Source organism: Limnohabitans sp., from assembly GCF_038134685.1.
Lineage (GTDB): Bacteria > Pseudomonadota > Gammaproteobacteria > Burkholderiales > Burkholderiaceae_C > Limnohabitans_A.
This window is the reverse complement of the sequence record NZ_JAYPVP010000001.1, coordinates 51,499-72,994: the sequence shown is the minus strand read 5'-3', so window position 1 is coordinate 72,994 and position 21,496 is coordinate 51,499. Positions and strand designations below refer to the sequence as shown.

The 21,496-nt window shown below is 62.3% G+C and carries 19 protein-coding genes; 14 read left to right on the top strand and 5 right to left on the bottom strand.

Annotation, left to right across the window (positions count from 1 at the left end):
• Positions 1-127: 127 nt before the first annotated feature.
• The 3 genes from AAFM15_RS00315 to AAFM15_RS00305 are packed head-to-tail and all read left to right on the top strand — an operon-like array spanning position 128 to position 3,190.
• Positions 128-1,243: a phosphotransferase gene (locus AAFM15_RS00315; RefSeq protein ID WP_341684702.1), complete on the top strand. Its 1,116-nt coding sequence runs from the start codon at positions 128-130 to the stop codon at positions 1,241-1,243.
• 8 nt (positions 1,244-1,251) lie between these two features.
• The gene (locus tag AAFM15_RS00310; RefSeq protein WP_341684821.1) at positions 1,252-1,968 is read left to right on the top strand and encodes a 16S rRNA (uracil(1498)-N(3))-methyltransferase; all 717 of its coding nucleotides are present in this window, start codon (positions 1,252-1,254) and stop codon (positions 1,966-1,968) included.
• A gap of 46 nt (positions 1,969-2,014) precedes the next feature.
• Complete coding sequence (locus AAFM15_RS00305; RefSeq protein ID WP_341684701.1) at positions 2,015-3,190, top strand: MFS transporter; 1,176 nt, start codon at positions 2,015-2,017, stop codon at positions 3,188-3,190.
• A gap of 3 nt (positions 3,191-3,193) precedes the next feature.
• On the opposite strand, the gene AAFM15_RS00300 is transcribed toward AAFM15_RS00305, so the two are convergent.
• On the bottom strand, positions 3,194-4,033 hold the full coding sequence (locus AAFM15_RS00300) for a TIM barrel protein (protein WP_341684700.1): 840 nt from the start codon (positions 4,031-4,033) through the stop codon (positions 3,194-3,196).
• A 72-nt stretch (positions 4,034-4,105) separates the two neighbouring features.
• Between AAFM15_RS00300 and AAFM15_RS00295 the strand changes: the two genes are divergently transcribed.
• From AAFM15_RS00295 to AAFM15_RS00280, 4 genes are all read left to right on the top strand, one after another.
• Positions 4,106-4,507: an RNA-binding S4 domain-containing protein gene (locus tag AAFM15_RS00295; RefSeq protein ID WP_341684699.1), complete on the top strand. Its 402-nt coding sequence runs from the start codon at positions 4,106-4,108 to the stop codon at positions 4,505-4,507.
• Positions 4,508-4,632: 125 nt separating this feature from the next.
• The gene (locus tag AAFM15_RS00290; RefSeq protein ID WP_341684698.1) at positions 4,633-6,285 is read left to right on the top strand and encodes an FAD-dependent oxidoreductase; all 1,653 of its coding nucleotides are present in this window, start codon (positions 4,633-4,635) and stop codon (positions 6,283-6,285) included.
• Between the two features lie 14 nt (positions 6,286-6,299).
• Entirely contained in the window at positions 6,300-6,533 is a 234-nt protein-coding gene (locus tag AAFM15_RS00285; RefSeq protein ID WP_341684697.1) for a DUF2783 domain-containing protein, read from the top strand.
• Positions 6,534-6,547: 14 nt separating this feature from the next.
• Positions 6,548-7,084, top strand: coding sequence for a VOC family protein (locus tag AAFM15_RS00280; protein WP_341684696.1), 537 nt, complete (start codon positions 6,548-6,550; stop codon positions 7,082-7,084).
• A gap of 20 nt (positions 7,085-7,104) precedes the next feature.
• Here AAFM15_RS00280 and metW read toward each other — a convergent pair whose 3' ends face one another.
• The 4 genes from metW to AAFM15_RS00260 all read right to left on the bottom strand — a co-directional run bounded on the left by metW (position 7,105) and on the right by AAFM15_RS00260 (position 9,559).
• Positions 7,105-7,689, bottom strand: a complete 585-nt coding sequence (gene metW / locus AAFM15_RS00275) for a methionine biosynthesis protein MetW (RefSeq protein ID WP_341684695.1) — start codon at positions 7,687-7,689, stop codon at positions 7,105-7,107.
• Positions 7,686-8,840: a homoserine O-acetyltransferase gene (locus tag AAFM15_RS00270; RefSeq protein WP_341684694.1), complete on the bottom strand. Its 1,155-nt coding sequence runs from the start codon at positions 8,838-8,840 to the stop codon at positions 7,686-7,688. The genes metW and AAFM15_RS00270 overlap by 4 nt, the downstream gene beginning before the upstream one ends.
• A gap of 156 nt (positions 8,841-8,996) precedes the next feature.
• On the bottom strand, positions 8,997-9,272 hold the full coding sequence (locus AAFM15_RS00265; RefSeq protein WP_371833057.1) for a type II toxin-antitoxin system RelE/ParE family toxin: 276 nt from the start codon (positions 9,270-9,272) through the stop codon (positions 8,997-8,999).
• Positions 9,269-9,559, bottom strand: a complete 291-nt coding sequence (locus tag AAFM15_RS00260; protein WP_341684693.1) for a hypothetical protein — start codon at positions 9,557-9,559, stop codon at positions 9,269-9,271. Before AAFM15_RS00260 ends, AAFM15_RS00265 begins: the two co-directional genes overlap by 4 nt.
• A gap of 173 nt (positions 9,560-9,732) precedes the next feature.
• Here AAFM15_RS00260 and AAFM15_RS00255 point away from each other — a divergent pair, with 173 nt between their 5' ends.
• From AAFM15_RS00255 to AAFM15_RS00225, 7 genes are all read left to right on the top strand, one after another.
• Positions 9,733-12,351 (top strand): TonB-dependent receptor domain-containing protein, encoded by a 2,619-nt coding sequence (locus AAFM15_RS00255; RefSeq protein ID WP_341684692.1) that lies wholly within the window; start codon positions 9,733-9,735, stop codon positions 12,349-12,351.
• A gap of 34 nt (positions 12,352-12,385) precedes the next feature.
• Positions 12,386-12,691: a hypothetical protein gene (locus AAFM15_RS00250; RefSeq protein WP_341684691.1), complete on the top strand. Its 306-nt coding sequence runs from the start codon at positions 12,386-12,388 to the stop codon at positions 12,689-12,691.
• Positions 12,692-12,707: 16 nt separating this feature from the next.
• A complete protein-coding gene (locus AAFM15_RS00245) occupies positions 12,708-13,049 on the top strand; it encodes a hypothetical protein (protein ID WP_341684690.1) in 342 nt (113 codons plus the stop codon).
• Entirely contained in the window at positions 13,042-13,860 is an 819-nt protein-coding gene (locus AAFM15_RS00240) for a transporter substrate-binding domain-containing protein (protein ID WP_341684689.1), read from the top strand. The genes AAFM15_RS00245 and AAFM15_RS00240 overlap by 8 nt, the downstream gene beginning before the upstream one ends.
• Positions 13,861-14,007: 147 nt before the next feature.
• The gene (locus AAFM15_RS00235; RefSeq protein ID WP_341684688.1) at positions 14,008-14,580 is read left to right on the top strand and encodes a transposase; all 573 of its coding nucleotides are present in this window, start codon (positions 14,008-14,010) and stop codon (positions 14,578-14,580) included.
• 154 nt (positions 14,581-14,734) lie between these two features.
• A complete protein-coding gene (locus AAFM15_RS00230) occupies positions 14,735-15,904 on the top strand; it encodes an OmpA family protein (RefSeq protein ID WP_341684687.1) in 1,170 nt (389 codons plus the stop codon).
• 62 nt (positions 15,905-15,966) lie between these two features.
• The coding region (locus tag AAFM15_RS00225; protein ID WP_341684686.1) for an Ig-like domain-containing protein at positions 15,967-21,496 on the top strand (5,530 nt) is incomplete at its 3' end.

Here is a 21,496-nt window from a genome sequence, read left to right as displayed (position 1 = left end):
CAGCAGCGCCCGCGCCCAGTACAGACAGGGCGGTGGCAAAGAGTTTCAGCAGTGATGCGGGTTTGAACAAAACGCAGCAGACAGAAAGGACGGTGAGCGGGCGGCAAAACGTAGAATCCAATTATCCATGAGCACCATCCCTTCTTCTTCAATAGCCCTGCAAACCTCTGAGGGTGTGAGCTGGGCCGATCCGCAACGCCAACAGCGCTTTGAAACCTGGCTTGAGCACATCGCGCCGCAACACGGTTTGAACCCAGCCAGCGTGCGCATTGCCTCGGCAGATGCCAGCTTTCGCCGCTACCTGCGCATCGAAGCGCAGGACGCCAGCACCCGCATCATCATGGACGCGCCGCCGGACAAGGAAAACTGTCAGCCCTTTGTGCATGTGGCCCGCCTCATGCATGACGCCGGGCTCAATGCCCCCCAGGTGCTGGACTGGCACGAGGCCGACGGGTTCATGCTGCTCAGCGACCTGGGTGACCGCACCATGATGTCGGCCATCGACCCCGAGCGCGCGCAAGACCAGCTGCCCCTGTACGAGCAAGCCACTGACCAATTGCTGCGCTGGCAACTGGCCTCCAAAGCTGGAGAGCTGCCGCCTTACGACCAGGCCCTGCTTCAGCGCGAACTGAACTTGTTCCCCGACTGGTACCTCGCCCAGCACCGCAAAGTGACGCTGGATGCCAAGCAGCAAGAGGTACTGAACAACGCGTTTGCGCTGATCATGCAGCGCAACCTGGCTGCGCCACAGGTTTATGTGCACCGCGACTTCATGCCGCGCAACTTGATGATGCCCACCGGCCACGGGCCCCTGGGTGACCAGCTGGGCGTGCTGGATTTTCAGGACGCGGTGCATGGCCCCATCACCTACGACATCGCCAGCCTGATGCGCGACGCCTTCCTCACCTGGGAAGAAGACTTTGTGCTGGACGTGACGATTCGCTACTGGCAAAAAGCCCGCAAGGCCGGCCTCATGGATTTTGAAGATTGGCACAGCGACTTTGGTGCCTTCTACCGTGCGGTGGAATGGATGGGCCTGCAGCGCCATCTCAAAGTGGCCGGCATCTTTGCCCGTCTGACGCTGCGCGACGGCAAGCCCAAATACCTGGCCGACGCACCGCGCTTCATTCACTACATCCGCACCACCGCCAACCGCTACCGCGAGCTGGGCCCCTTGCTGCGCCTGATCGACACCGTCGAAGGCCTGCAGGACCAGGGCGGCTGGGCCTTTGGCCGCGTGTAACTGTGGCCATACCCCGCTTTTATTGCCCCTGCCCCCTGAGCACTGGCCAGCTGCTGGACTTGCCTGCGGGCGCCGCCCGCCATGTGCAGGTCCTGCGCTTACAACCGGGCGGTGTGATCACGCTGTTCAATGGCGAAGGTGGCGAGTACCAGGCGACCGTGACGCGCATGGGCCGAAGCGATGTGCAGGTGCAGGTGGATGCGCACGACCCGGTTGAGCGCGAAGCCACGCGCGCCATTCATCTGCTGGCCGGCATTACCGCCAATGAGCGCATGGACTGGCTGGTCGAGAAAGCCACCGAGCTGGGCGTGGCCAGCATCACCCCCATCACTGCGGAGCGCAGCGTGCTCAAACTCAAAGGCGAGCGTGCTGATAAAAAACGCAGCCACTGGCAGGCCGTCGCCATTGCCGCTGCAGAGCAGTGTGGCCGCAACCGTGTGCCGACCATTCATGAAGCCTGCAGCTTGAGCGAGTGGTTGAAGACGCCGGCCGTGCAAGGCCAGCGTTGCGTGTTGTCGCTGGCCGACGGTACGCAGCCTTTGGCCCAAGCCACGCAAGGCGATGGACCCTTGGTGGTACTCAGCGGTCCCGAAGGCGGCTTGAGCCCCGCAGAAGAAGCGCAAGCCCTGGCGGCGGGTTTCGCGCCCGTCACGCTCGGCCCGCGCGTGTTGCGCGCCGAGACGGCACCCCTTGCCGTGCTGGCGGCAGTCTTGCTCAAGTCATAGCGAGCGTAGCGCGGCGATCCCGTCGTGACGCGATACACTGCCCGGTATGAACGCCAACCTCCTCTTGCTGGCCTTGTGCCAGGGCCTTTTTCTCACCAACAACGTCACCTTCATCGCCATCAACGGCCTGGTCGGTCTGAGCCTGGCGCCGCTGGGATGGATGGCGACTTTGCCAGTCATGGGCTATGTGGTCGGCGGCGCCTTGTCCACCGGTCTGGTAGCGCGCACCCAAAGTCGTTATGGGCGACGTGGCTCTTTCCAACTTGGTTTGGCCGTGGGCTTGTTTTCAGCGCTGCTGTGCGCTTACGCCGCCTGGAGCCAGAACTTCTGGCTGCTCGTGCTGTCCACCATGATCGCGGGTTACTACAGCGCCAACGGCCAGCTCTACCGTTTCGCAGCGGCAGAACTCTCGGCGGAAAACTTCCGCGAAAAAGCGGTTTCCCTGGTGCTCGCCGGTGGCTTGATTGGCGCCATCGTGGGCCCCAACCTGGCCTCGCGCACCAAGAACATTCTGGACACGCCTTTCATGGGCGCCTACCTCGCGCTGGGCGTGGTGGCGATCGTCGGTATGGTGCTCATGCATTTCATCCAGTTTCCACCTGTGCCTGCCAAGAAAGCGGGTGCCGATGCCGGTCGCCCCTTGGGCGAAATCATGCGTCAACCCGTGTTCATTGTGGCGGCGCTGGCAGCGTCGCTCAGCTATGGGGTGATGAACCTGCTCATGGCCGCCACACCGCTGGCCATGCAGGTGTGCGGCTTTAGCTTCAGCGATGCCGCGCTGGTGCTCGAATGGCACGTGATTGGCATGTTTGCGCCGGGTTTCTTTACCGGGCACCTGATCCGCAAGTTCGGTACCCTGACCATCATGGGCGTCGGCGTCGTGCTCAATCTGGTGTGTATTGCGATTGCCCTCTCCGGCGTGGACTTGCACCAGTTCCTGATTGCCCTGTTCCTGTTGGGCGTGGGCTGGAATTTCCTGTTCACCGGCAGCACCACTTTGTCGATGAAGGCGTGGACGCCTGCGGAAAAAGACCGCGGTCAAGCCGCCATCAATTTCTTTGTGTTTGCCACCATGGCCTTCACTTCGTTCGCGTCAGGCGCGCTGGTGACCACCCAAGGCTGGACCTGGCTGAACATTGGCTCCATCGTGCCAGTGGTCTTGGCCGGCATGGCGGTGGCCTGGATGGGCCTGCAGCAAAAGCGCGTGAACGCAGCGCGCTGAACTTCAGGCACGCTGCCAAGTCTTGAGCCAGCCCAGGCCCCGCGAGGTACCGCCTGCGCTGGTGTCGAGCGGGGTGTACTCGCAGCCAATCCAGCCCGACCATTTGCATTGCGCAGCCACGCGCTCTAAATGCTGCAACACATGTGGCCAATGCAGCTCTCCAGTGCCCGGCTCATGACGGGTGGGTGGATCGGCCAGCTGCATATGGCCCACACGCCCCGTGGGCAGCCAGGTGCTGATGTGGTGCATCACATCGCCTTGTACCCGCTGGCAATGGAACAAATCCATTTGCACCTGCACCTGCGGTGAATTCACCGCTTCAACGATGGCGTGCGCGTGCTCTTGCCGCTGCAGATGAAACCCCGGAACATTGCGCGGGTTGATGGGCTCAATCAGCAGCGTCACGCCTGCCTGCGCTGCCAAGGGCGCCGCCCACTGCAGGTTGGCGATCAAGGTGGCGTCCGCTTGCTCGGCACTCACGCTTTCGGGGCGCACCCCCACCATGGCGTGCACACGCGGGCAACCCAAGGCCTGCGCATACTCCAGGGCCACGTGTACCCCGGCGCGAAACTCCGCCTCGCGGCCCGGTACGCAAGCCGTCCCACGCTCGCCTCGTTCCCATGCGCTGTTCATGCTGGCTGGATCAGCACCCGCAGCCGGGGTGTTGAACAAGACTTGCTGCAAACCATGTTCGCGCAACAAACCCGCCAGCGTGGACGCATCCCAAGCGTAAGGAAACAGGAACTCCACACCCTCAAAGCCGTCCGCCGCAGCCGCAGCAAAACGCTCCAGAAACGGCACATCCGGGTACATCAGGGACAGGTTGGCAGCAAAGCGAAGCATGGCGCAAAGGGTTTGAATACGACATCACCATGTTAATGCAGCCCTCAAATGCCTGGGCTAAGATGCGTCGACATGGACAGTCTGCGCATCGACAAGTGGCTCTGGGCCGCACGCTTTTACAAAACCCGTTCCCTGGCGGCTGACGAAATCGGCAAGGGGCGGGTGCAGATCAATGGACAGGACGCCAAGGCCTCGCGCGAGGTCAAAGCTGGCGACACCGTCTGTCTGCGCCAAGGGCACACCGAGCGCACGGTCAAGGTGCTGGGCATCAGCGCTGTGCGCGGCCCCGCGCCCCTGGCCCAACAACTTTACGAAGAAACCCCCGACAGCATTGCCAAACGCACCCGCGAGGCCGAGCTCAATCGCCTGGCGCGCGAACCCGCGCTGAGCATCATCCAGGGTCGTCCGACCAAGCGCGATCGGCGCGACATTCAAAAGGCCTGGGACGAGCGATGGAGCGCCAGCCTGGACTGAATTTGCGCCTCAGAACCGACCCTCAAAAGCAATACCCCTTCAAAAAAGTCAATTTCATTTAGGTAAACGCATTTATCTATAGTAAATTACAGCCTTCGGAAAAACTGACCGATGGAGACACACGCATGGGTGCTTACGTCAACCCCATCTATCCCTACAAAGCGCCGGACGACCTGCGCGCCGAGCCGCCGCAGCGCCGCCCCCTGATCGTCATTGGCGCAGGCCCCGTGGGCTTGGCCGCCGCGATTGATGCACGCCTGCAAGGCCTGCCCGTGCTGGTGCTCGACGATGACAAAACCGTCTCCGTTGGTTCGCGGGCTGTTTGTTACGCCAAGCGATCGCTCGAAATCCTTGACCGTCTGGGCATTGCCAATGAGGCCTGCCAGCTGGGTGTGAGCTGGAACATCGGCCGCACCTTCCTGGAAGAAGACGAGGTCTACCAATTCAACCTGGTGCCCGACGCCGGCCACAAGCGCCCCGGCATGATCAACCTGCAGCAGTACCACATCGAGGAAATGCTGATCGCGCGCGCGCTCGAACTCGGTGCCGACATCCGCTGGCAACACAAGGTCACGGCCGTCACGCGCCACGACGACCATGCATCGCTCACCGTGGAAACGCCGGACGGCACGTTCGACATCGAAGCCGACTGGCTGGTGGTGGCCGATGGCGCGCGCAGCCCCGTGCGCCGCCACCTGGGCCTGGACATCGAAGGGCGTGTGTTCCAGGACCGCTTTTTGATCGCCGACGTGATCATGAAAGCCGACTACCCCGCCGAGCGCTGGTTCTGGTTCGATCCGCCGTTTCACCCCAACCAAAGCGTGTTGCTGCACAAACAAAGCAACAACGTCTGGCGCATCGACTTCCAGCTCGGCTGGGACGCCGACCCCGAAGAAGAAAAGAAGCCCGAAAAAGTCATCCCGCGTCTGCGGGCCATGCTGGGTGACGACCGACCGTTTGAGTTGGAGTGGGTCAGCATCTACACCTTCCAGTGCCGCCGCATGACCGACTTCCGCCATGGCCGCGTGCTGTTCGTGGGCGACGCGGCGCACCAGGTCTCGCCCTTTGGCGCGCGCGGGGCCAACTCGGGCTTTCAGGACACGGATGACCTGATGTGGAAGCTGGCCCTTGTCATGAAGGGCCAGGCCCCGGACAAGCTGCTCGACACCTACGCGCTGGATCGCCAGTTTGCCGCCGACGAGAACATCATGAACTCGACGCGCTCGACCGACTTCATCACGCCCAAGAGCCGCACCAGCAAGACCTTCCGCAACGAAGTGCTGGCGTTGGCCAGGCACTACCCGTTCGCACGCAAGCTGGTCAACTCCGGGCGCTTGTCGGTGCCGTCCTTCCTGACGCAGTCGCTGCTCAACACGCCCGACGCTGACAGCTTTGCCGGCGTCATGGTGCCCGGCGCGCCCATGGACGATGCGCCCGTGCAAACTTCAGGCCAGGACAGCTGGTTGCTCGACCACGTGGGCAACCAGTTTGGCTTGATGTTGTTTGCCAATGAAATGCCGTCTGCCGACATGCTCGCGCAGCTGCAGGCACTGGCTGCAGACCCTGTGGCGGTGCGCCCGTTCATCATCGGGCCGCGTGCGCTGGATGTGCCCGGCGTGGACATGTTGGTTGATGCACAAGGCTGGGTGGCCAAACGCTACGACGCCCAACCCGGAACTGCTTACCTGCTGCGCCCTGACCAACACGTGGCTGCGCGTTGGCGCCAGCTGGATGCTGCCCGCGTGCGCCAAGCCGTGGCCCGCGCCACCTGCAACTGACAAAGGGACCGACCATGCAAACCACCTTGCTCAACACCGCACCCAACTTCAACGAACCGGGTCGTCAGTTCTTTCGGGACTTCTCGCCCGGCGACGAGTTCTACGAAGCCCTCATCGATGCCCACAACGGCCTGAGCGACGAACAGAGCGAGGCCCTCAACGCCCGCCTCATTCTGCTGCTGGCCAACCACATTGGCGACTTGCGCGTGCTGCGCGAAGCGCTGCAAGCTGCCAAAGCGACGGCCTGAAACAGGAGACCCTCATGAAACTCAGCAAAATTCACCACGTCGCCTACCGCTGCAAAGACGCCAAAGAAACCGTCGAGTGGTACGTCAAGCACCTGAACATGGACTTCGTGCTCGCCATTGCCGAAGACCAGGTGCCCTCCACCAAAGCGCCCGACCCCTACATGCACGTCTTTCTGGACGCAGGGCAGGGCAATGTGCTGGCTTTCTTTGAGCTGCCCAACTCACCCGAAATGGGCCGCGACGAAAACACCCCCGGCTGGGTTCAGCACATCGCGTTCGAAGTCGACAGCATGCAAACCCTGGAAGACACGCGCAAGCGCTTGCTCTCAGCAGGCATCGGCGTGATTGGCCCCACCAACCACACCATCTTCAAGAGCATTTATTTCTTCGATCCCAACGGCCACCGCCTGGAGCTGGCGGTCAACACCGGCACGCCCGAGATGTACAAAAAACTCGACGAATGCAAGTGGGACATGCTCAATGAATGGGCCCAAACCAAGCGCGCACCCAAGCACGCCGCCTGGATGCATGCGCAGGAATTTACGGGCTGATTTGAGAAAAAGCTGCAGCCTCAGCGCTGCAGCTTGAACACTGCCGTGCCCGCACGCAAGTTCGGCAGCGTGCGCACCACTTGGCCTTGTTGCAGGCCAAACGAATCGAGCACCCGCAACTTGTTTTTGCGTGCCAGCTGCGCAAAATCCGCGTAAGTGCCCACGCGAATATTGGGCGTGTCGTACCACTCGTAGGGCAAGCGTTTGGTCACCGGCATGCGCCCTTGCAGCACGCTGATGCGATTAGGCCAATGCGCAAAATTGGGGAAAGCCAAAATGCCCGTGCGTCCCACGCGGACCGTCTCGCGCAACATCACCTCGGCGTTGCGCAAGTGTTGCAGCGTATCGATTTGCAGCACCACATCAAACGACTGGTCGGCAAACATGCCCAAGAGGCCTTGCTCCAGGTTCAGCTGCAACACGTTCACGCCGCGCTCTGCACAGGCCAGCACATTGGTGTCGTCCAGCTCCACACCGTAGCCGGTGCAGCCGCGGTGCTCCTGCAAATAGGCCAGCATGGCGCCATCGCCACAACCCAGATCCAGCACACGGGCACCTTGCGGCACCAGCTGAGCAATCGCCTGCATGGTCAAACGGTCGCTCATGCGGCACCCCCTGCATTCAAGCCATCGGCCATGCGGTCAAAGTACGAACGCACCACACTCAGGTAGCGCGCATCCTCCAGCAAGAACGCATCGTGGCCATGGGGAGCGTCAATTTCGGCGTAACTCACATCGCGGCCATTCGCAATCAAGCCCTGCACCATCTCGCGGCTGCGCGCCGGCGAAAAGCGCCAATCGGTGGTGAAGCTCACCAACAAGAATTTGCACGTTGCACGCGCCAGCGCCGCACACAAATCGCCGCCAAAAGCCCGCGCCGGGTCAAAGTAATCCAGTGCCCGGGTGATCAGCAAATAGGTGTTCGCGTCAAAGTACTCGCTGAACTTGTCACCCTGGTAACGCAGATAACTCTCGATCTGGAACTCCACATCTTGCGTGGAGTATTTGTAGCCCGTCGGGCTGTTGACCGCAGAGCGCAACTCGCGGCCAAACTTTTCGTTCATCACATCATCACTGAGGTAGGTGATGTGACCGATCATGCGGGCAATGCGCAAGCCGCGCTTGGGCACCACGCCGTGTTCGTAGAAGTGCCCTTCGTAAAAGTCCGGGTCGGTCACGATAGCGCGGCGCGCCACTTCGTTGAAGGCAATGTTCTCGGCCGTCAGGTTCGGCGCACTGGCCACCACCACTGCGTGGCGCACACGCTCAGGGTACTGCATGGTCCATGAAAGCGCCTGCATGCCGCCCAAGCTCCCGCCCATCACGGCAGCCAGTTGTTCAATGCCCAGCGCATCGAGCAAGCGGGCCTGAGCGTTGACCCAGTCTTCCACCGTCACCACCGGAAAGTCGGCGCCATACACCTTGCCGGTGTCGGGGTGCGTGTGCATCGGGCCAGTCGAGCCAAAGCACGAGCCCAGGTTGTTCACCCCAATCACAAAAAACTGGTTGGTGTCCACCGGCTTGCCCGGGCCAATCATGGTGTCCCACCAGCCCACGTTTTTCGGGTCATCGGCGTACTCGCCCGCGACATGGTGCGAGGCATTCAAAGCGTGGCAAATCAACACCGCGTTGGACTTGTCGGCGTTCAGCGTGCCATACGTCTCATAAGACAAGGAATAGTCGCGAATCGACGCACCGCTTTGCAACTGCAGCGGCTGCTCAAACTTCATCGACTGGGCAACGACAACAAAACTCATGGCAACAATAAAAAACCCGGTAACGCCAAAGAAGCGCAACCGGGACAGCGGGTGACCTCTTTAGCAGCATTTCTTGGGGACATCCCCGCGCCCGCAAGCTGTGAACACATCAAATCGGCGCTTGCACAGTATAGGGCATGTGCAAGCTTGGGCCTATCAGGGCCACATCCTGGTTGCGTGGAGGACACGCAAAATCCAGATGGAGTCATTAGATACAGCGTAAACCAGAATGTAGTTTTGATGTGCGACCAGCTCGCGTGTGCCGCCTACTCGTCCTGTTCGACCCAAGCCGGGGTGATCAAGCAAACGTCCAGCCTTTTCTTCGAAGAGCTCATCCAACGCCAGCGCAGCGACCGGATTGTCAGCCTCAATGTAGTCAAAAACATCTTCGCGGTCTTGCACCGCCTCCGGTGTCCAGAACAGTCGCATCATTCAGCCGAAGTTTCGAGACGACGGCGTGTGGCTGCCCGCTTGGACGCAAACTTGGTTTCAACTTCTGCTGCGCTCATCAGCCGACCTTCTTGGGCCGCATTCAGTCCTGTCTGCACCTGGCGACGGAACCATAAGTCGTGCTCAGCCGCTAGCTGTTGTTGCTGAACGAAATCACGCATGAAGTCGCGCAAAAGTTGTGCAGCATTGCGATCACGGCTTTTGGCTGCGGAAGAAAATTCGGACTTAAGGGCTTCATCGACCCGAAAAGTAAAGGTTGCTTCGTTCATGACGCATCTGTGTGTTACACGATATGTGCATCGTAACACTGCTCGCTGAAGGTGGCCAGTACTTGATTGTTAATACTCATTTATATACTCTTGCCGAAAATACACCACACAGGTAGTCAGGGAGAGGCATGGGTACGCCAAGAAATATGCGTTTGTGCGCGGCATTGTTAGCCATGGCAGCAGGGGCCAATACCCAAGCGTTAGCGCAGGCTGAGCAAGATGCCGGGCAAGTCACCATTCGGGACACTGCGGTCGAGTTTCGCCAATTCGACACCATCGAAATCACCGGCAGCGCCCTGCGCCGTGCGGCCGAGTCGCGCGCCTTGCCGGTAGAAATCATCACCCGCGCAGACATTCGCAAGACCGGTCTGACGCAGACTTCCGACCTGATCCAGAGCCTGCCCTACATGGGCAACATGATCGAAGCCGGTCAGTTCCTGGCCAGCAACGGTGGCTTTGCCAGCGCTGCCATTCACGGCATGCCCAACGGCACCCTGGTGCTGGTCAACGGCATGCGCATCGCGCCCTACGGACGCCAAAGTATTGCGGGTGGCGAGCGCACGGGTGTCGATCTGGACAACATCCCCATCAGCGCCATCGACCGCATTGAAGTGTTGAGCGACGGCGCCTCTTCGCTGTACGGCACCGATGCATTGGCCGGCGTGGTCAACATCATCATGAACGAGGAGCGCAAGGGCATCAGCATCAGCGCCGACAAAACCCGCCCTGCAGGCGGGGCGGCGCAAACCGAAAGCCTGTCTGTGCAGCTCGCCAAAGGCAGCCTGCGTCGCGACGGTTTTCATCTTCGCGCAGAGTTCGAACACAGCGAACGCAGCGCTCTGAGCGGTGCAGACCGTCCCGGTCTCAGCACCGGTGGCACCACCATTGGCAGCGGCGCCAACGCCACGGCCATGACGTACACCCTGACCGACCTCTACACCTCACCTGCCACGCTCTACAGCCCCGCCCCCTCTGTCTGGAACAGCGCCTGGAGCCCTTTGCTCGCGCAAGCGCAGCCATGCCCCACAAGCTGGAGCGCAGACCCCTCTGGCACCTACTGCCAAGGCAACCCCTACCCCCAACTGGACTACTACCCCAGCCAGCGCCGCACAGCGCTGCACGTACGCGGCGATGTTGTGATCGACAGCGGGCAGCAACTCTTTGCCGACCTGCTCTGGGGCACCAACACCCAGCAAGCCCGTACCGTGTTTGACAGCACCGCCCGCTGGGTCGATGCCAGCAACCCTGTGGCCGCCCCATGGCTTGCGCAAGCTGGCATGTCCTCTGGTGCCTGGGTGCTTTGGCGTCCCGCCATTGCAGGCCCTGTGCTTGGGTTTGAGCACACCACTTTGAGTGCACAGATCGGCCTCAAGGGCCAGTGGCAAACCTGGGATTACCAGGCCAGCGCCCACTACACACAAAGCGCCGCACAACACGGCTACATCAGGCAACTCCCCCAGGGCCTCCTGGGCGACAACGGCAACCTGCCCATCAGCGAAGGCTGGTTCAGTTCTGCCGCAGCGCCAGACTTGAATGCCCAGCTCGAAAGTCAGATCACCAGCTACCCCCTCAACCAAGGGCGCACACGCTTTGCGGGCGCCACAGTTCGAGGCCAGCGCGAGTTGTGGACGCTCGATGGCGGCGCCGCGCAATGGGCGCTGGGCAGCGAAGTGCGCCGCGAAACCAGCACCTACCGCAATACCAACACACGCAATTCCCAGCCCGACTTTGACCTGAACCGTGACAGCGTTGCCGCCTACACCGAATTGCGCACCCCCTGGCGCGACAACCTCGAGTCCACCGCATCCATGCGCGCCGACCGCTACGACCAGTTCCACACCTTCAACGGCAAACTCTCCGCCCTGTGGCGCCCCACATCCGATTGGCAATGGCGCGCCGCCTTCGGCACCGGCTTTCGGGCCCCACAAACCGCCCAACTCAACGAGCAGCGCTACTACTTCGGCAACGCCCAGATCCCCACCGGCTACACCTGCCCCACAGACATTGCCAGCAGCCTGGGTGCCCGCTGCGTCAGCGGCGCAAACTTCATCCCCACCTACACCCAAGGCGCCACTACACTGCGACCCGAGACCTCGCAGCAATTGACCTTTGGTGTGCGCCACGACATCAACCACCGCATCAGCCTGAGCGCCGACGTCTGGCAAGTCGCCATCAAAAACGAAATCGGCCAGGACATCTCCGCAGGCGTATTGCTCAACCCGCTACAACATGCCGACAATTTCATCCGCGACAGCAACGGTGACCTCGCCCTGTACCTGCCCCTGCGCAACAACGCCAGCTCGCTCAAACGCGGCATCGACTTCGACCTGCGCTGGCGCCACCCCACCGACCACGGCCGCATCTCCCTGCAAGCCCAACTCACCCGATATTTGGCTTCATGGAAAGACGCCGGCATGGGTCAGGAGGCCGACCTGGGCCGCATCTCCAGCCTGACCTACAAACCCACCCCCAAATTCAACGCACAAGTCCTGCTCGCCTACAACCAGGCCGACTGGAACCTGGGCGCCATCTGGCACTACCGCAGCGCCTACACAGACCTTCAACTGCCCGGCCTGCCCACCGTCACCATTCCCGCCTTCAGCACACTCGACCTCGTTGCCCAGTACAGCCCCACCCGCGCGCTGGAGCTACGCGCCGGCATTTACAACGTGGCCAACAAACTGCCCACCCAAGGCATCAACTCCCCCAGCCCCAACACCCCCGGTATCGACACCGCCTACAGCAACCTCTGGGGCCGCACCCTGCGCGTGGGCGCCACCTATCGTTTCTGACATGAACAGGTTGCGCCCATCCCCCCCGCTCTTCTTGTTACTCACTGTTGGTGTGCTCGGCTGCACATCTGCAAAAGCCGACCCGCTGCTTGACTTTGCCACTTTCGACATGCCCCGCGCCGAACAACTGCAAATGCGCCAACCCCGCACCAGCTGGCGCGTCAACGCCAACCCGCAAGCTGTATGCGCCCGCATTCAGCCGCAAGACGGCATCAGCACCTGGCAAGGCAACTGCGCCACCTGGCACCTCGCCAGCAAGCAATGCACCCTCGTCACCACCGCAGACACCACTCACTCCGTGCTCGGCCATCTCTTCCTGGCCTGCCTGACAGGACGTTAAGGACATTCACGCCACCATGCGAACACTCTCCATCCTGATCCTGACCCTGCTGCTCAGCGCCTGCGCTGGCGGTCTGGGCCTGCAGCCCCCCGCCGTGGACACCACCCGCTTTACCCCCCAGCCCATTGAACGCCGCGTCATCCAGGACCCCACCGTCAAAGTGCTCCCCCGCCCAGACGGCCACGAATACTGCGCCCGCATCACCGGCCACACCATCACGCCCACCTCGCGCCCCATGGCCTGTGCCTACTGGAACACCCGCCGCAAAGAATGCACCATCGTCACCCCACCGCAAACCGGCTACAACTACCTCGGCCACGAACTGCGCCACTGCTTTGAAGGGGCCTTCCATGGCTAAGCCCACCTTCAACCCCAGTCGTCGCCAATGGCTGCAAAGCCTGGTCCTCGTGCCCATCGTCAACGCAGTGCCCGCACGCGCGCAACAACTCACGCCAACACCCGCAGGCCCACCCTGCCGCATCGGCTTCATCCGCCACTACGAACCCTTCAGCTTTCTGGACGACAACGACCACCTCATCGGTTTCGACGTCGACGTTTGTCGCCGCCTGTGTCAACTCCTGGGGCGCCCGATGCAGATCGTCGCCGGCACACCAAGTGCGCTGCAAACCAGCCTGCAAACCGGCGCACTCGACTGGCTCGGCAACCAATTGCTCATCACCCCCGACAACCGCCGCAAATACGACTTCGTCCAACCCGCCTACGCCAACATCCAGCTCAGCTGCGTCCAGCACGAAGACGACCAGCGCGACTTCCTCAGCCTTGACGACCTTGTCGGCAAACGCCTCGGCGTCCTGGCCGGCACAGGCGTTGAAGAACAGGCACGCGCCGCCCTTGGCAACAGCGTTATCGGGTTTGAACACATCGAGCAAGGCCTGTACGCATTGGCTCAACAAAAAGTGGACGCCGTCCTCGAAGAAAACCTCATCGCCGAGTACTACATCGAACAATACCGCTGGCCCATCAAAGTCACCGCCCCCTTTGCCGCGCCCCACACCCTGGGCCTGCCCGTGCGCAAAGGCGACCAAGCCACCCGCCAGCAACTTGCCACCGCCATCGAAACCCTGCTGCGCGACGGCAGCCTTAAAACCATCTCCGAACGCTGGTTCGGCTACGACGTCAGTCGCCGACAAGTCAGTCCAGCCCTGTAGAAGCGGCCATGTCCTGTGGGAGCGGCCGCTGGGCGCGATTGGGCGGTTGTTAGCGGCCCGCTCCTACACTCAAGAAAAGGGAGTCCAATGGAATCACAACCACACAGCCGGAGCCTGCGCGCAGGTCGGTTCTCCCAGGCTGGGCAAATGTATGTCCTCACCACCGTGACCGCTGACCGCCAACCCGTGTTCAACTCTTTTCACCATGCCCGCCTACTTGTGAACGTGTTGCGCGAGCAGCAAATGCTGGACCACGCTCAGACCCTGGCATTCGTAGTCATGCCCGACCACTTGCATTGGCTCATGCAACTCGGCAGCAAAGTCGACCTCTCCAGTTGCATGCGCAACGTCAAAGCCCTCAGTGCACAACGCTTGGGCATGCCCGTTTGGCAACGCGGCTTTCACGACCGCGCCCTGCGCAAAGAAGACGACCTGCCCGCCGTCGCCCGCTACATCGTCAGCAATCCCGTGCGTGCCGGCATCGTCACACGAACAGGCCTATATCCCCCCGGGGACGCAATCTGGGTTTACGCGTTGGAGGGGCCTGTGGCCGCGCCAATGCGCGGCCAATGGCCGCTCCTACAGGACATGGCCGCTCCCACAGGGCCGGCTGCTCCTACAACTTGTTTTCGTTACAAATTCCTGCTCCATATACGCCAATTGGCGTATGGATTTTTTATTTTTCTCCAGTATCTTATTTGTATAAATTGCCGGCATTAAGCGACTTGTGTTTCATAAGTCATTGAATTTACTAGATAAATTCACTTTTAATGCCGCGCAATCAACGTACAACTGGAGAAACGCGATGGCGCTGGCAGGCATTAAAAATATTTATTCGGTTAAATCGAATAATGCAAAATACTTTGTCGCAATTTTGGCGATTTTGGGGTTTTCGCAAGCCCTGGCGCAAGACGGCCTCTTGCAGCAACCAGACGGTCAGCGCACCGCTACCGCTGGCGGGCTGACTGGCCAGATCGAACACCTGGCCGACCCCTTCACCCCAGGCCCCGCCTTTGTGCGCGCCGGCCAATCGCGCCTCGTGTTCTACCGCCCCCGCCAAGCCAACCTGCCAACCGCCGCAGACAAAGCCAACCTGGTGGCCATTGACGACAACGGCAAAGTCATCAACAACGCCACCAACAACGTCGCCAACAACGCCCTCGGCAACGGCATCCGTTACGTCACCCGCCCGCTGGAGCTGGGCGCTCGCCAGCGCGTGCAAAACCTTGCTCAAACCATTGAGCAAGACGACACCACCAACAACACCAACACCACCGCCATCAACGACCCGCGCCAGCCTGGCGCCGCCAGCATCTTCGTCAACGGCGACTACCAAACATCGCTTGTGCCTGGCGGCTACAGCGAACTGTGCCTGGCCCCTGCCAACGTCAAAGCCGGCGTGCGCTACCGCGACGTCGAGCGCAACGCCAACGCCGCGCGCCTGGACAGCATCAGCGAAGTGCCCCTGCAAGACGGCCGCACCCAATACATCCGCGTGCAAGAACAAGCGGTCCGCAACGGCGCACCTCGTCTGGTGCTCGTCCCCGTCGATCAAGACCGCGCCGTGCGCGAACTCGATGGCACCCGCCTGCAAATGCACACCGTCAGCCGCGTCAAAGGCCAGCAACCCTGCCAGGCCGTGGCCGTACAAGCCACCGAAGCCATCACGCTCGCGGGCGACACCCTCTTCATGTTCAACCGCTCCGACCGCGCCGGCCTGACCGACCACGGCATCAACGCCCTCGAACAACTCATGCTGCACCTGCGCACCCGCTACAAATCGGTCGAACACGTGCACCTCATCGGCTACACCGACCCGCTGGGCTCCAACGCCTACAACCAGCGCCTGTCCGAGCAACGCGCCAGCACCGTCAGCGAATACATGCAAATCAGCCCCCTGCTGCGCGGACGCGTCACCACCGAAGGCCGCGGCCCCAAAGAGCTCGTCGTCACCGGCTGCGGCAACACCCCTACGCCGCAAACCCAGGTCTGCAACCAGCCCAACCGCCGCGTGGTGGTCCAGGTCACAGGCGTGCGCAACTAACGCACCACTGATCGCACAGCAAAGCAAAACAAACAAACGAATTCAAGTAAGGCAGAAACACCATGGCCAAGCAATACACCGTCATCGTCACCAGCACCCAAGCGTCTGACCTGCGCACCCACAAAGTCGCGCAAAACAGCGGCGACAAAGGCCGCGCCCTGCGCATCAAAGCCAAGGCTGGCGAAACGTACCAACTGGTGGAAATGCAAGCTGGCCAGGCCCACAGCTACGCCCCGCAAAACGTCAAGGTCAAGCGCGTTGGCAACGACCTGGTCATCACCTTTGAAGGCGGCAGCCGCCCCGACATCGTCATCGAGGGCTACTACGACGTCATGGCCAAAGACCACAAGGGCCTCATTGGCGAAGCCGAAGACGGCAACCTCTACGAATACATCCCCGAAGACCCGCACCCCCTGGGCCTGGTGCAAATGCTGCCCGAAGGCGGCCAAGACGTTGCCATGGCGCTGGGCGCGGGCGAGATCATCGCCCCCGCAGAGGCCGCCATTGCCGCCTTCCCGCTCTTGGGCCTGCTGGGCCTGGGCGCTGCGGGCGCTGCCGCATACGTGCTCAACAAAGACGACAACACCACGCCCACCAACGGCATCAGCGGCAAGCTCTCCGACACCAGCGACCTGACCGATGGCGCCAACAAACACGACGACATCACCCGCGACAACACGCCCACGCTGACCGGCACCGCACCCGTGGGCAGCACGGCCACCGTCACCATCAACGGGCAGACCTACCCCGTCACCGTCAACCCCGACGGCACCTGGACCTTCCAGCAACCCACCAACCTGCCCGACGGCACCTATTACCCCATCCTCAACGTCACGCAAAACGGCGTGACCACCAAGTCCAACCTCACCCCCTTTACCATCGACACCACGCCGCCCAGCATTGCCATCACCAGCAACGCTGCCGCACTCGCCTCGGGCGAAACCGCCACCGTCACCTTCACCCTCAGCGAAGCCGTGGCCGACTTTGCGCAAGGCGACGTTGCCGTCACCGGCGGCACCCTGTCCAACTTCCAGCAAGACCCCAACAACCCGCTGGTTTACACCGCCACTTTCACCCCTGCCAGCACTGGCACCAGCGCCACCATCAGCGTCGCTAACGACAAGTTCAGCGACGCCGCAGGCAACCTCAACACCGACGGGGCCGAGGCCAACAACATCGTCTCGCTGGCCACCAATGCCACCGTCACCGGCGCGCTCACCAAAACTGCCCCCAACGACAGCGGCCCGTTGGGCGACAACATCACCAACGACAACACCCCCACGCTCAAAGGCAAAGTGCCGCCAGGCTCCACCGCCAAAATCATCATCAACGGCGTGGAGCAACCCGTCCAGGTTGATGCCAACGGCAACTGGACCTACACCGTCCCCAACGGCCTGCCCGACGGCACCTACACCCCGCAACTCATCGTCACCCCCCAAGGCAGCAGCACGCCCAACGCGCCCGTGCCGCTCACGCCTTTCACCATCGACACCGTGCCCCCCAGCATCGTCGTCAGTGCACCCACCAACAGCCTGGTCGCGGGTCAAACCACGCCCATCACTTTCACGCTGTCCGAACCCGTGGCCGACTTCACCGCTGCAGACATCGCCGTGACCGGCGGCACGCTCAGCAACTTTGTGCAGAGCCCCACCGACCCCAAGATCTACACCGCCACTTTCACCCCTAGCACCACCGGCACCAGTGCCTCCATCACGGTGCCCAGCGGCAAGTTCTCTGACGCCGCCGCCAACTTCAACACCGACGGCGCAGACACCGCCCCTGCCACCACCAACACCATCACGCTGGCCACCAACGCCACCGCCAGCGGCGGCCTCGCCCCCGTCAGCGACAACAGCACCGGCACCCCCAACGACAACACCACCAACGACGCCACGCCCGAGCTCGCCGGCAAAGTGCCTGTGGGCTCCACCGCTGTCATCAAAATCAAAGATGCCAATGGCAACGTGGTCGGCGAAGGTCCCGCCACCATCAACCCCGACGGCACCTGGAGCTTCACCCAGCCCAACAACCTGCCCGACGGCACCTACTCGCCCGAGGCCATCGTCAACGGCGGCACACCCACGCCCCTTAAACAATTCGTCATCGACACCACGCCGCCCGCGGTGGCCATCACTGCCCCGGTGACCACACTCGCCGCCGGTGCTAGCACCGTTGTCACCTTTACCGTTTCTGAAGGCACCACCGACCTCACGCTGGCCGACATCGCTGTCACGGGCGGCACCCTCGGCACCCTGCAGCAAAGCGCTTCCAACCCGCTGGTCTATACCGCCACCTACACCAGCACCAGCGGTGGCACAGGCGCCGTCAGCATCGCCAGCAACCGCTTCAGCGACGCGGCAGGCAACCTCAACAAAGACACCAACGAAAACCCCGCTGCCACCGGTGCCACCTACGAAGCCAACAACACCGTCGGCTTCAACACCGGCGTCAACCCTACCCCCGGCACCACCACAGGCAAACTCGCCCCCACCTCCGACAGCGGCGTCATGGGCGACAACAAAACCAACGACACCACGCCCGAGCTCAAAGGCACCGTGCCGCCGGGCAGCACCGCCGTCATCAAAATCAAGAACGACCAAGGCGTTGTCGTCGGCGAAGGCCCCGCCACCGTCAACCCCGACGGCACCTGGAGCTTCACCCAGCCCAACAACCTGCCCGACGGCGTGTACACGCCCGAAGTCATCGTCAACGGTGGCACACCCACGCCCATCACGCCGTTCGTGATCGACACCACGCCGCCCACCATCTTCATCCAGGCCGACAAAACCCAGCTGCTTGCTGGCCAAACCACCACCGTCACCTTCACCCTCAGCGAAGCCGTGACCGACTTCGCCTGGAACGCCACCACGCAAACCGGCGACATCACCGTCAGCGGCGGCACCTTGGGCGCGCTCACCCACGTGGGTGTCAACGCTCAGGGCAAAGACGTTTACACCGCCACCTTCACGCCCACCGCCGGCAGCACCGCCACCAGCGTGATTGCCGTGGGCAACGGCAACTTCTCAGACGCCGCCAACAACTTCAACACCGACGGCGCCGACACCGACGTCCTCACCAACACCAACACCCTCAGCATCCCCACCAACACCGTGGTCGGCGGCGGCACCGGTTTCCTCTCGCCCAACAGCGACAGCGGCACCCCCGGTGACAACATCACCAACGACGACACCCCCACCATCACCGGCCAAGTGCCACCGGGCAGCACCGCCAGCGTCAACATCAACGGCAAGGACTACCCCGTCACCGTCAACCCCGACGGCACTTACAGCTACACCATTCCCGACAGCCTGCCCGACGGCACCTATGTGCCCAAGATCAAGGTCACGCCCCCGGGTGGTGGTACGCCCATCGTCAGCGACGGCATCCCCTTTACCATCGACACCACGCCGCCCACCGTGCTGGTGCAAAGCGACAAGACCAGCCTGAGCACTGGCCAGACCGCCACCATCACTTTCACCCTGAGCGAAGACAGCAAAGACTTCACGCTGGCCGACGTCACCACCGAGGGCGGCACGTTGTCCAACCTGCAAGGCAGCGGCAAAACCTACACCGCCACCTTTACGCCCACGGCCAACAGCACCGCGCTCAGCAAAGTCAAGGTCGACAGCCTCAAGTTCTCCGACGCCGCAGGTAACTTCAACCAGGACGGCGCCGACACCGGCGTGGCCAACACCAACGTCGTCAACATGACGACCAACACCACGGTGCCCGACACCGTGCGCCCGACGATTGCCATCACGGCCGACCGCGCCACCCTGGCCACTGGCCAGACCACGCTCGTCACCTTCACCCTGTCTGAGCCCAGCAGCAACTTCAATGCTGCTTCCATCAGCGTCACCGGCGGCACCCTCGGCACCCTGGCCCAAAGCACCACCAACCCGCTGGTCTACACCGCCGTCTTCACGCCCACGGCCAACAGCACCACCACCAGCGTCATCAGCGTGGCCAGCAACAAGTTCTCTGACGCGGCAGGCAACCAAAACAACGACGGCGCGGACGCCAACAACACCGTCAGCCTGCCCACCAACACCACGCCCGGCCTAGTCACCGGCGGCCTGGACCCCAAGAGCGACACCGGCGTGCCCGGCGACAACAAAACGCTGGACAACACCCCCACCATCAGCGGCACCGCGCCTCCCGGCTCGGACGTTGAAATCCGCATTCCCGGCCAAAACGGCCAGCCCGACACCATCGTGCGCGGCAAGGCCGACGAAAACGGCCAATACAGCATCAACGTGCCCGACGCACTGCCTGACGGCACCTACACACCCGAAATCCGTGTCACGCCGCCCGGCGGCAACACCACCAGCACCGATGGCACCCCCTTTACCATCGACACCACGCCGCCCACCGTGCTGGTCACCAGCAGCGCCAGCACGCTGAGCGCAGGCCAGACCGCCACCATCACCTTCACGCTGTCTGAAGCCAGCACCGACTTCACCGCCGCAGACGTGGCCGTGACCGGCGGCACCCTCTCCAACTTCCAGGGCAGTGGTACGTCCTACACGGCGACCTTCACACCCAACGCCAACAGCATCGACCCCAGCGTCGTGCACGTGGCCAGCGCCAAATTTGCCGACGCTGCAGGCAACGCCAACACCGACGGCACAGACGCCAACAACACCGTCAGCATGGTGACCAACACCCTGCCGCCCGACACCACCGCACCCACCATCGTGGTGGCCCGCACTAACCCCACGGCCAGCCTCAAGCACGGCGACACCGAAACCATCACCTTCACGCTGAGCGAGGCCAGTACCGACTTCAACGTTGGTGACATCGACATCACCGGCGGCACGCTGAGCAACTTCACCGCCATTCCCAGCAGCGGCACCGCGGCCACCGGCTACACCCAATACACCGCCACCTTCACGCCCACTGACAACCAGGCCAATGGCAGCGCCACCGTTGGCGTGGCCGTAGGCAAGTTCAAGGACAACGCGGGCAACGCCAACCAGGACGACTACAACCTGAGTGGTGCAGAAAACGAAAACAACCGCGTCACCTTCACCTACAACACCACCACACCCGACACCACGCCGCCCACCGTGGCCCTGTCGCGCACCGGTACCGGTGACCTGACCCTTGGTGGCAGCGAAGTCATCAACATCGTTCTGTCCGAAGCCTCCAAAAACTTCGACCTGTCCGACATCGTCGTCACCGGCGGCACCCTCAGCGGTTTTGCCCCGGTCACCAGCAGCGGCAACGCCACCACTGGCTACACCGACTACGTCGTCACCTTCACGCCCAACGCCAACACCAGTGGCAACGCCACCATCGGCGTAGCCGCTGGCAAGTTCACCGACGCGGCCAACAACCAAAACCTGGACACCTACAGCGCCAGCGCCGACAGTGTGGCCAACCACGTCATCGAAACCAACAACATCGTCAGCCTCGGCTACAACACCACCACGCCCGACACCACGCCGCCCACCGTAGCCGTCAGCCGCTCGGGCCTGGGCACCGTCAGCAGCACCGAAACCATCTACTTCACCCTGAGTGAAGCCCGCTCTCTGTTACACCTCTCCGAGCCCACGGGAGGCGCGGGGGGGGGGGGGGGGGGGGGGGGGG